At 73.4% G+C, this 11,186-nt stretch carries 9 protein-coding genes; 4 read left to right on the forward strand and 5 right to left on the reverse strand.

Features of this window, described 5'->3' with window-relative positions:
* Positions 1-56: 56 nt before the first annotated feature.
* Both ABD323_RS36065 and ABD323_RS36070 read right to left on the reverse strand, forming a co-directional pair.
* Positions 57-515 (reverse strand): GNAT family N-acetyltransferase, encoded by a 459-nt coding sequence (locus tag ABD323_RS36065; protein ID WP_344446314.1) that lies wholly within the window; start codon positions 513-515, stop codon positions 57-59.
* 28 nt (positions 516-543) lie between these two features.
* Positions 544-1,335 carry a VOC family protein gene (locus ABD323_RS36070; protein WP_344446315.1) on the reverse strand — a complete coding sequence of 264 codons (792 nt, stop codon included), beginning with the start codon at positions 1,333-1,335 and terminating at the stop codon, positions 544-546.
* A gap of 250 nt (positions 1,336-1,585) precedes the next feature.
* Here ABD323_RS36070 and recD2 point away from each other — a divergent pair, with 250 nt between their 5' ends.
* The 3 genes from recD2 to ABD323_RS36085 all read left to right on the forward strand — a co-directional run bounded on the left by recD2 (position 1,586) and on the right by ABD323_RS36085 (position 6,650).
* Complete coding sequence (recD2, locus tag ABD323_RS36075; protein ID WP_344446316.1) at positions 1,586-3,829, forward strand: SF1B family DNA helicase RecD2; 2,244 nt, start codon at positions 1,586-1,588, stop codon at positions 3,827-3,829.
* A gap of 225 nt (positions 3,830-4,054) precedes the next feature.
* On the forward strand, positions 4,055-5,365 hold the full coding sequence (locus ABD323_RS36080; RefSeq protein WP_425556280.1) for a citrate synthase: 1,311 nt from the start codon (positions 4,055-4,057) through the stop codon (positions 5,363-5,365).
* A gap of 565 nt (positions 5,366-5,930) precedes the next feature.
* Complete coding sequence (locus tag ABD323_RS36085) at positions 5,931-6,650, forward strand: SDR family NAD(P)-dependent oxidoreductase (protein WP_344446318.1); 720 nt, start codon at positions 5,931-5,933, stop codon at positions 6,648-6,650.
* A 63-nt stretch (positions 6,651-6,713) separates the two neighbouring features.
* Here the strand turns inward: ABD323_RS36085 and ABD323_RS36090 are convergent, their stop codons facing one another.
* Together ABD323_RS36090 and ABD323_RS36095 are read right to left on the reverse strand one after the other, a co-directional pair.
* Complete coding sequence (locus ABD323_RS36090; RefSeq protein WP_344446319.1) at positions 6,714-8,999, reverse strand: heavy metal translocating P-type ATPase; 2,286 nt, start codon at positions 8,997-8,999, stop codon at positions 6,714-6,716.
* 107 nt (positions 9,000-9,106) lie between these two features.
* Complete coding sequence (locus ABD323_RS36095) at positions 9,107-9,325, reverse strand: heavy-metal-associated domain-containing protein (RefSeq protein ID WP_344446322.1); 219 nt, start codon at positions 9,323-9,325, stop codon at positions 9,107-9,109.
* Positions 9,326-9,552: 227 nt separating this feature from the next.
* Here ABD323_RS36095 and ABD323_RS36100 point away from each other — a divergent pair, with 227 nt between their 5' ends.
* A complete protein-coding gene (locus tag ABD323_RS36100; RefSeq protein ID WP_344446320.1) occupies positions 9,553-10,722 on the forward strand; it encodes a PP2C family protein-serine/threonine phosphatase in 1,170 nt (389 codons plus the stop codon).
* A 64-nt stretch (positions 10,723-10,786) separates the two neighbouring features.
* On the opposite strand, the gene ABD323_RS36105 is transcribed toward ABD323_RS36100, so the two are convergent.
* A partial coding sequence (locus ABD323_RS36105; RefSeq protein ID WP_344446321.1) for a DAK2 domain-containing protein occupies positions 10,787-11,186 on the reverse strand: 400 nt, incomplete at its 5' end.

Consider the following 11,186-nt stretch of genomic DNA (forward strand, 5'->3'; position numbering starts at 1 on the left):
ATTCAGGAGAAGCCCCCACCGTTTATCGGTGGGGGCTTCTTCGCGTTTCGGGGCCGTCAGAGCACCAGCTTGAAGCCGACGTGCGAGCCGGTGAATCCGAGGCGTTCGTAGAAGCGGTGCGCGTCGCCGCGGGAGGTGTCCGAGGTGAGCTGGACCAGACCGGCGCCGAGCGTCCGGGACTCCTCGATCGCCCACTCCATCAGCCGGGTGCCCAGGCCGCTGCCGCGCTCGTCGCCGCGGACCCGGACCGCCTCCACCACCGTGCGGGTGGTGCCGGCGCGGGAGAGGCCGGGAATCACGGTGAGCTGCAGGGTGCCGACCACCTGACCGTTCCGCTCGGCGACCACCGGGTGCTGGTTCGGGTCGGCGGCCAGCCGTTCGAAGGCCGCGTAGTACGGCGTGAGGTCGTCGGGGGACTCCCGGCTCACCCCCAGTGGGTCGGCGGCCAGCAGGGCCACGACGGCGGGGATGTCCTGGGCGGTGACCGGTCGGATCACCAGTTCGTCGGCGTTCATACCGCCACCCTAGGCAGCGCCCGCGAGCTCAGGTGCCGGGGGGCGTGCTGGCGATGACGGAGAAGACGGCGCCGTGGGGGTCGGCGAGTTGGGCGAACCGGCCGACGCCGGGGGCGTCGGTGGCCGCGGCGCAGACGGTCCCGCCGAGCTGCTCGGCCCGCCTCACGGTGGCGTCGGTGTCGGCGACCTCGAAGTAGGGCAGCCAGTAGGAGCCGCCCCGCACCGCCCGGTCCTCGGGCAGCAGCGCGGAGATGCCGCCCTGGCTGGAGTCCGTGCCGGCGGCGGTGGGCGTGACCACGGTGTAGGTGAAGTCGCCGAAGGGGACGTCCTGCTCCAGCCAGTCGAAGACGGTCCGGTAGAAGTCCTTGGCGGCAGCCGGGTCGCTGGTGTGCAGTTCGGTCCAGCAGAGCGTGCCGACGTCGGTGACGGCGTCCAGGCCGGCCGTCGTGCCCGGCTGCCAGACGGCGAACCGGGCGCCGGTGGGGTCGGTGAAGCCGGCCATCCGGCCGTTGTCGAAGACGTCGAACGGGCCGAAGCGGACGGTGCCGCCGGCCTGCTCGACGAGGCGGGCGCTGTGGTCCGCGTCCGCGCTGTGGAAGTAGAGCGTCCAGGCCGAGTCGGCGCCCTCCTCGGTCAGCGGGCCGAGCGCGGCGACCGTCCGTTCGCCCTGGCGGAAGAACCCGTAGCCGCCGGAGTCGGGACCCGCGGAGCCGAAGGTCCAGCCGAACAGGGCCTGGTAGAAGGCCTGGGCGGCGTCGGTGTCGGGGCTGCCCAGGTCCAGCCAGTTCGGTGCGCCGGGGACGAAGCCGGTGGTGAGCATGGTGCGTGCTCCACTCCTTCGGGGCCCGTTCGCGGGCGGGCCGCACGGATGGGTCCTCCCTGCCATGGTCGGCCCTGGCCCGGTCGTCCGCCCGCCGCCACCCGTCCTTCGGCGGTGCGCGGGCCCGCCGCCGGGACCGGAGCGGGTCCCCCGGGAGAGGTGTCCCTGGCCGCTCCGCACCGCCCTGTCGGCCCGGGGAGGTACGGTGCGTAGCGCAAGGCTCACGAGTGGCGCAAAGGGGGACCCGGCGATGGGCGGGCAGCAGCAGTCCCAGGCACCGGCCGAGCGGCAGCTGGCTCAGGTCGAGGGGGTGCTGGAGCGGATCACCTACGCCAACGAGGAGACCGGCTACACGGTGGCCCGGGTGGACACCGGCCGGGGCGCGAACGACCTGCTGACGGTGGTGGGCGCGCTGCTCGGCGCCCAGGTGGGCGAGTCGCTGCGGCTGCACGGGCGCTGGGGGTCGCACCCGCAGTACGGCAAGCAGTTCACGGTGGAGAACTACACCACCGTGCTGCCGGCCACCGTGCAGGGGATCCAGCGCTACCTGGGCTCCGGTCTGATCAAGGGGATCGGTCCGCGCTTCGCCGAGCGGATCGTGGGCCACTTCGGCGTCGACACCCTCACCGTGATCGAGGAGCAGCCGACCCGGCTGGTCGAGGTGCCGGGGCTGGGGCCGAAGCGGACGAGGATGATCGCCGACGCCTGGGAGGAGCAGAAGGCGATCAAGGAGGTCATGGTCTTCCTGCAGGGGGTCGGGGTCTCCACCTCGCTGGCGGTGCGGATCTACAAGAAGTACGGGGACTCCTCGATCGGTGTGGTGAAGAACGAGCCGTACCGGCTGGCCTCGGACGTCTGGGGGATCGGCTTCCTGACCGCGGACCGGATCGCGCAGGCCGTCGGGATCCCGCACGACAGCCCCGAGCGGGTGAAGGCCGGTCTGCAGTACGCGCTCTCGCAGAGCAGCGACCAGGGCCACTGCTACCTGCCGGAGGAGCGGCTGATCGCCGACGGGGTCAAGCTGCTGCAGGTGGACGTCGGCCTGGTGATCGACTGCCTGGCCGAGCTGGTGGCCGAGGAGGGCGTGGTGCGCGAGAGCGTCCCGGGGCCGGACGGCACGGTGGGCGAACCGGTGGTCGCGGTCTACCTGGTGCCCTTCCACCGGGCCGAGATCTCGCTCTCCAACCAGCTGCTGCGGCTGCTGCGGGCCGAGGGCGACCGGATGCCCGGCTTCGCGGACGTGGACTGGCCCAAGGCGCTGGGCTGGCTGGCCCGGCAGACCGGGGCCGAGCTGGCGCCCGAGCAGCAGGACTCGGTCCGCCTGGCGCTGACGCAGAAGGTCGCGGTGCTGACCGGCGGTCCCGGGTGCGGAAAGTCCTTCACGGTCCGCTCGATCGTCACGCTGGCACTGGCCAAGCGGGCGAAGGTGCTGCTGGCGGCCCCGACCGGCCGGGCCGCCAAGCGGCTGGCCGAGCTGACGGGCTGTGAGGCCTCGACCGTCCACCGGCTGCTGGAGCTGCGGCCGGGCGGGGACGCGGCGTACGACCGGGACCGGCCGTTGGACGCGGACCTGGTGGTCGTCGACGAGGCCTCGATGCTGGACCTGATCCTGGCGAACAAGCTGGTCAAGGCGGTGGCACCGGGGGCCCACCTGCTCTTCGTGGGGGACGTGGACCAGCTGCCGTCGGTCGGGGCGGGCGAGGTGCTGCGCGACCTGCTGGCCGAGGGCGGGCCGATCCCCTCGGTCCGGCTGACCCGGATCTTCCGGCAGGCCCAGCAGTCCGGCGTGGTGGTCAACGCGCACCGGATCAACGAGGGCCTGCCGCCGCTGACCGAGGGCCTGCCCGACTTCTTCCTCTTCGTCGAGGACGACACCGAGCGCGCGGCCGGCCTGGTGGTGGACGTGGTGGCCCGCCGGGTCCCGCAGCGCTTCGGCCTCGACCCGCGCCGGGACGTCCAGGTGCTGGCGCCGATGCACCGCGGCCCGGCCGGGGCCGGCAACCTCAACACGCTGCTCCAGGCGGCGGTCACCCCGGGGCGTGAGGGGCTGCCCGAGCGGCGCTTCGGCGGGCGGACCTTCCGGGTCGGCGACAAGGTGACGCAGATCCGCAACAACTACGAGAAGGGCCGCAACGGCGTCTTCAACGGGACGGTGGGCGTGGTCACCGCGCTCAGCACGGAGGACCAGCGGCTCACCGTGCTCACCGACGAGGACGAGGAGGTGCCCTACGACTTCGACGAGCTGGACGAGTTGGCGCACGCCTACGCGGTCACCATCCACCGTTCGCAGGGCAGCGAGTACCCCGCGGTGGTGATTCCCGTCACTACGTCCGCCTGGACCATGCTGCAGCGCAACCTGCTCTACACGGCGGTCACCCGGGCCAAGAAGCTGGTGGTGCTGGTGGGCTCGCGCAAGGCGATCGGGCAGGCCGTCCGCACCGTGAGCGCCGGGCGGCGGCACTCCGCGCTGGACCACCGGCTCGCCACCGGATGACCCCCCGGGGAGCGAATGGGGTTCCGCGCCCCGGCGGGGGTATCTTGACGTGAAGAAATTGATGGACCAGCCTAGTCTTGCCGCGATCTTGTCCGGTTCGTACCGGCTGGACCGTCGGCTTTTGTAGGGCACGGCTCTTTCGGGCCACCCCGGGTGCGCGGCCGTCCTCCGGATGGGGGAGGGTGGGACAGTCAGGGCACCTTGGAAGAGGATTTCATTACGTCGGTGAGGAAGCGCGTGAGCGAGAACAGTCAAGAGTCCGTAGTACTGCGGTACCAGGGCGGCGAGTACGAGTACCCCGTCGTCGAGAGCACTGCGGGTAACGCCGGCTTCGACATCTCGAAGCTGCTCCCGCAGACCGGCCTGGTCACCCTGGACAACGGCTTCGGCAACACCGCCGCCTACAAGTCCGCGATCACCTTCGTTGACGGTGACAACGGCATCCTCCGGTACCGCGGCTACCCGATCGAGCAGCTGGCCGAGCGCGGCAGCTTCATCGAGACCGCCTACCTCCTGATCAACGGTGAGCTCCCGACCACCGACCAGCTGGCGGAGTTCAGCAACGAGATCACCCAGCACACCCTGCTGCACGAGGACGTCAAGCGGTTCTACCAGGGCTTCCCGCGTGACGCCCACCCGATGGCGATGCTCTCCTCGGTGGTGGGCGCGCTGTCGACCTTCTACCAGGACAGCCACAACCCGTTCGACGCCGGCCAGCGCCACCTGTCGACCGTGCGCCTGCTCGCCAAGCTGCCGACCATCGCGGCCTACGCGTACAAGAAGTCGGTCGGCCAGCCGTTCGTCTACCCGCGCAACGACCTGAGCTACGTCGAGAACTTCCTGCGGATGACCTTCGCGGTCCCGGCGCAGGAGTTCGAGCTGAACCCGGTCGTGGTCAACGCGCTGGACAAGCTGCTCATCCTGCACGCGGACCACGAGCAGAACTGCTCCACCTCCACCGTGCGCCTGGTCGGCTCGAGCCACGCGAACCAGTTCGCCTCGATCTCGGCGGGCATCTCGGCCCTCTGGGGCCCGCTGCACGGCGGCGCCAACCAGGCCGTGCTGGAGATGCTCGAGCAGATCCAGCAGGACGGCGGCGACGTCGACGCCTTCATCCGCAAGGTGAAGAACCGCGAGGACGGCGTCAAGCTGATGGGCTTCGGCCACCGGGTGTACAAGGCCTTCGATCCGCGCGCCGCGCTGGTCAAGGGCCTGGCGCACGACGTGCTGGCGCAGCTGGGCAAGTCGGACGAGCTGCTGGAGATCGCGCTCAAGCTGGAGGAGCACGCGCTCAGCGACGACTTCTTCGTCTCGCGCAAGCTCTACCCGAACGTGGACTTCTACACCGGCCTGATCTACCGCGCGATGGGCTTCCCGACCAGCATGTTCACCGTGCTGTTCGCGCTGGGCCGGCTGCCGGGCTGGATCGCGCACTGGCACGAGATGATCAACGACCCGGGCAGCCGGATCGGCCGCCCGCGCCAGATCTACACCGGCACGGCGATCCGCGACTACGTGGAGCTCGACAAGCGCTGAGTCCGGTAGCGCCCGGACCCGCCCCGGCCCTGTCCGCCGGACGGGTCACCCGGATGTGCCGAAGGGCCCCGCAGCAGCAGCTGCGGGGCCCTTCGGCACATCCGGACGCCGTCGCGACCGGGCACGAGCGGCGCACGACGCCCGGGGAGCGGGGTGGGTCAGGAACGGCCGCTCAAAGCGTCCCTGGGCCCGTCGCTCCCCGGCGTCGTGCGCGAGGACCGTCGCTGGTGCGACAGCCTTCCCGGGGCCCGCCGGAGCCCCGTCGGCGGCCTGGTGACTGCGCGTGCGCGGACCGCCCCGCAGGGGGGTGGCACGCGCATGCCGTTCCGCAGTCGTTCTGGCCGCACTCACAAGGTAAGACGTATCTGGGTCGGCAAAGTTACGTTTGCACGGTGTGAGTTGGCTCTCGCTACGTTCCGTGTGCGCATCGTTCACCCGCTCATACCACACCGATTCCGGCGTCCGACGTCACCCTCCCCGCAGTCCTGGCAACCCAGCGTGATAGGAATCGTGTCATTCCGGTACGGACAGGGCGGGCCGGAGCGGTGAGGGTGGGAGAGCGCAGATGGCCAGGAACGTTGTCGTCACCGGCGGTGGCACCGGCATCGGCTTGGAGATCGCCCGGCGCTTCGCCGACGCCGGCGAACGGGTGGTGATCGTCGGACGGCGCCGCTCGGTGCTGGAGGAGGCGGCCGCCACGCTGGGTCCCTCGATCACCCCGCTGGTCTGCGACCTGGCGGACCCGGACGCGGTGGAGGCGGCGCTGGGCACGCTGCCGGCGCGGATCGACGTGCTGGTGAACAACGCCGGCAGCCGCGAGACCGGGTTCGTGGCCGGGCCGCACGCGCTGCTGGCCCGCTGGCGCGGCGACTTCGAGCGCAACGTGCTGACCGCGGTGCTGCTCACCGAGTCGGTCCGCGACCGGCTCACCCCCGGCGAGGGCCGGGTGGTCACCATCAGTTCGATCGCCGCGCTGCGCGGGGCCGGCTCCTACGGTGCGGCCAAGGCCTCGCTGCACGCCTGGAACAACTTCCTGGCCGCCCAGCTGGGCCCCTCGGGCATCACCGCGAACATCGTCGCCCCGGGCACGGTGGCCGGCACCGAGTTCTTCGGTCCCCGGCTGGACGAGGCGGAGGTCTCCCGGCGGGCGTCGCGCACGCTGCTGGGCCGGATCGGCGAGACCGGTGAGGTGGCCGCCGCGGTGTACTTCCTGGCGTCGGTGGAGGCGGGCTTCATCACCGGCGAGATCCTGCACTGCAACGGCGGCGAGCTCCTCGGACGCTGAGTCCGGGGAGCTCGCTGGACGGTCGGGGCCGGGGGGCGGCGCGCGGCGGGTCGGGGCCGGGGCTCAGGCGCCGAAGCGGCGCAGGCGCAGGCTGTTGGTCACCACGAAGACCGAGGAGAAGGCCATCGCGGCGCCGGCCACCACCGGGTTGAGCAGGCCGGCCGCGGCCAGCGGGATCGCCGCCACGTTGTAGGCGAAGGCCCAGAAGAGGTTGCCCTTGATGGTGGCCAGGGTCCGCCGGGAGAGCCGGATGGCGTCGGCCGCCGAGCGCAGGTCGCCGCCCACCAGGGTCAGGTCGCCGGCCTCGATCGCCGCGTCGGTGCCGGTGCCCATGGCCAGGCCCAGGTCGGCCTGGGCGAGCGCGGCGGCGTCGTTCACGCCGTCGCCGACCATCGCCACCGCGTGGCCCTCGGCCTGCAGGGCGCGCACGGTGGCGACCTTCTGCTCGGGGAGCACCTCGGCGATCACGTCGGTGGCCGCGATGCCGACCTCGACCGCCACCGCCTGCGCCGCGGCCCGGTTGTCGCCGGTCAGCAGCACCGGGCGCAGCCCCAGCCCGCGCAGCTCGGCGGTCGCCTCGCGGCTGGTCGTGCGAACGGTGTCGGCCACCACCAGCACCGCGCGGGCCGCGCCGTCCCAGCCCACCGCCACCGCGGTGCGGCCGGCCGCCTCGGCCGCCGCCCGGGCCTCGGCGAGGGCGGCGGGCAGCGGCTGCTCCCAGTCGGCCAGCAGGGCGGCGCGGCCGGCGAGCACCGCGTGGCCCTCCACCACGCCCTGCACGCCGCGGCCGGGGAGGTTCTCGAAGCCCTCGACGGCAGGCAGCTCGCCGAGCCGCTCGGCGGCGGCGAGGGCCACCGCGCGGGCGATCGGGTGCTCGGAGGCGTGCTCCAGGGCGCCGGCCAGGCGCAGCGCCTGGTCCTGCGAGACGCCCTCGGCGGTGTGCACGGCGATCAGCGCCATGCGGCCGGTGGTGACGGTGCCGGTCTTGTCGAGCACGATGGTGTCCACCCGCCGGGTGGTCTCCAGCACCTCGGGGCCCTTGATCAGGATGCCGAGCTGGGCGCCGCGGCCGGTGCCGACCATCAGCGCGGTCGGGGTGGCCAGGCCCAGGGCGCAGGGGCAGGCGATGATCAGCACGGCGACGGCGGCGGTGAACGCCTCGGTGGAGCTGCCGGTGGCCAGCAGCCAGCCGACCAGGGTGCCCAGGGCGATCAGGATGACCACGGGGACGAAGACGCCGGAGATCCTGTCGGCGAGCCGCTGGGCGGCCGCCTTGCCGTTCTGCGCCTCCTCGACCAGGGCGGCCATCTGCGCCAGCCGGGTCTGCGCGCCGACCCGCACCGCTCGCACCACCAGGCGGCCGCCGGCGTTGACGGTGGCGCCGGTGACCTGGTCGCCGACGGTCACCTCGACCGGGACCGACTCGCCGGTCAGCATCGAGGCGTCGACGGCGGAGCTGCCCTCGACCACCGTGCCGTCGGTGGCGATCTTCTCGCCGGGGCGGACCACGAAGCGGGTGCCGACGGTGAGTTCGCCGATCGGGACCCGGACCTCGCGGCCCTCGCGCAGCACCGCGACGTCCTTGGCGCCCAGGTCGAGCAGGGCGTGCAGCGCGGCGCCGGCCCGCCGCTTGGAGCGGGCCTCCAGCCAGCGGCCGAGCAGGATCAGCGTGGTGACGGCCGCCGCGGTCTCCAGGTAGAGCGTGGAGGCGGCGTCGCCGCCGCCGACCGAGAGGCTGAAGGTGTGCCGCATGCCGGGCATGCCGGCGTCTCCGAGGAAGAGCGCCCACAGCGACCAGCCGAAGGCGGCCAGCGTGCCGAGCGAGACCAGGGTGTCCATGGTGGCCGCGCCGTGCCGGAGGTTGGTCCAGGCCGCCCGGTGGAAGGGCAGGCCGCCGTAGACCACGACCGGGCCGGTGAGGGCGAGGGCGAGCCACTGCCAGTTGTCGAACTGCAGGGCGGAGACCATCGAGAGCAGGACCACCGGGACGGTGAGCACGGTGCTGATCAGCAGCCGCTCGCGCTGCGGGTCCGGCTCGCGGGTGGCGGTCGGCGCGGCGACCGGGGCCGCGATCGGCTCGGCGGGCGGCGGGGGCAGCTCGGCGGTGTAGCCGGTGCGCTCCACGGTGGCGATCAGCTCGGCCACGTCCGTCTGCGGGCCGAAGTCGATCCGCGCCTTCTCGGTCGCGTAGTTGACGGTGGCCTGCACGCCGTCCATCCGGTTGAGCTTCTTCTCGATCCGGGCCGCGCAGGAGGCGCAGGTCATCCCGCCGATCGACAGCTCGACCCGGGTCGACCCGGCGGTGGGCGCTATGCCGGGGACCACGGTGCCCGGGGTGAGGGTGCTCATCGGTTGTCGCTCCTTCGGGGGAGGGGTACGGCCGGGGAGCCCGAGGGCGGGGTCGGCCGGATGGCGGCGGGGGGCGGCCGCGGGGGTTCGCCCCCCGTGCGGGCCGCTCAGGCGGTCGGGCCCACCAGCTCGTAGCCGGCCTCGTCGACGGCGGCGCGCACGGCGGCCTCGTCCAGCGGGAGCTCGGAGGAGACCGTGACGGTGCCGGCCTTGGCGTCGGCGGCCACCTCGGTGACGCCCTGCAGGCCGGAGATCTCCGAGCTGACCGACTTCTCGCAGTGGCCGCAGCTCATCCCGGTGACGGCGTAGGTGGTGGTGTTGGACATCGGGGCCTCCAGGAGGGTGGGGTGCGCCGGGTGGCGCCGTACTGTCTCCAACATGATACCCCCCAGGGGTATTCCGAGGGAGGGGGATTTCCTGTGCGCAGACCGGTGCGGCCTGCGGTTCGCTAGCAGACAGTAGCCGGGCCGATACCTTGCGTGGCGTTCGGCGCTCCCGGGCGTGCGGGAAACGGGAGGTGACGGTGGGGCTGATTGTCCGTAATGTTCGCCTCGTGTCCCGTTCGCGCCGTGTCGTCACCCCGCTCTCCCCCGACGTCTCCGGCCTGCCGCTGGGCCTGCGGCGCCGGGCGCTGGCCGCCGTCGACCTGCGCGACGTCTCCTGGCGCCGGCGGGCCACCCCCGCGCTGCTGGCCATCCTCGCGGTCAGCATCGCCGACGTGTCGACCGGCAAGGAGCGCTACCTGGCGCCGCTGATGACGGTGGTCCCCTCGATCGCGGCGCTCACCCTCTCGGCGGTCGGCGTGCTCGCGGTCTGCACCCTGGGGCTGGGCGCGCTGATCGGGCTGAACCGGTACGACCAGGTGACCGCCGTGCACGACCAGCGCTTCCTCTTCGGCTCGATGATCACCTACGCCCTGCTCACCCTCTTCAGTGCCCTCGTGGCGGACGTGCGGATGCGCCGGGCGGCGGCGTTCGCCGCGGTGAGCTCGGTGGCCGACGCGGCCCAGCGCGCGCTGTTGCGCCAGCCGGACTCCGAGGTCGGACCGCTGCGGCTGGCGGTGCGCTACGCCTCGGCCGCCGACGAGGCGCGCATCGGCGGGGACCTCTACGCCGTGCTGGAGACCCCGCACGGCACCCGCGCGGTGGTCGGGGACGTGCGCGGCAAGGGGCTGGAGGCCGTGCAGACCGCGGCCGTGGTGCTGGGCGCCTTTCGGGAGGCGGCCTACGACGAGGCCGCGCTGCGCGGGGTGGCCGGGCGGATCGAGGCCAGCGTGGAGCGGCACGCCCCGGACGGCGAGTTCACCACCGCGCTGTTCGCCGAGTTCCGCCACCCGGGCGCCGTCGAGCTGCTGCACTACGGGCACGTGCCGCCGCTGCGGGTCGCCCACGACGGCGCGGTGACGGTGCTGGAGGCCCCCGACCCGTGGGTGCCGCTGGGGCTGGGCGGCCTCGCCCCGGGGCAGCCGCAGAGCTGGGACCAGCCGTTCGGCACCGACGACGTGATGGTGCTCTGCACCGACGGGGTGGTGGAGGCCCGGCACCACGCGACCGGCGAGTTCTATCCGCTGGAGGAGCGGGCCGGGCACCTGGTCGCCGGCTCGGGCGGCTCGGTGGCCGAGCTGGACTCGGCGGTCGCCCGGCTCTACGGCGACCTGCTGGAGCACACCGGCGGCGAGCTCGGGGACGACGCGCTGCTGCTGCTGGTCGGCCGCGCGGCCTGAGCGTGCGACCCGGGCCTGACCGTGCGGCCCGGGCCGGGGCGCGGTGGGTCGGCTTCGCGGTGGGTCAGTCCGCGGCGGGCCGGTTCGCCGGGGGCCGGTTGGAGGCGGCGTCGGCCAGCGCGCGGAAGAGCAGCGCGGTGGAGGCGGCGCCCGGATCCCGGTGGCCCGCGCTGCGCTCGCCCAGGTAGGAGGCCCGGCCCTTGCGCGCGACGAGCGGCTCGGTCGCCCGCGCCCCCGCCTCGGCGGCTTCCGCGGCCAGTGCGCCGGCCTCGCGCAGCGTGAAGCCGTCCAGCGCGGCGCGTTCCAGGGCCGCGACGGCGGGGTCGAAGGCGTCCACCATGGTCTTGTCGCCCACGGCCGCGCCGCCCAGGCTGCGCACGGCGCCGAGCCCCGCGCGCAGCGCGTCCGCCAGCGCCGGCAGGTCGGCGTCGGGCTGCGGCAGGGCGGGCGCCGGGGGGGGGGGG

Source organism: Kitasatospora nipponensis (assembly GCF_039528135.1).
Lineage (GTDB): Bacteria > Actinomycetota > Actinomycetes > Streptomycetales > Streptomycetaceae > Kitasatospora > Kitasatospora nipponensis.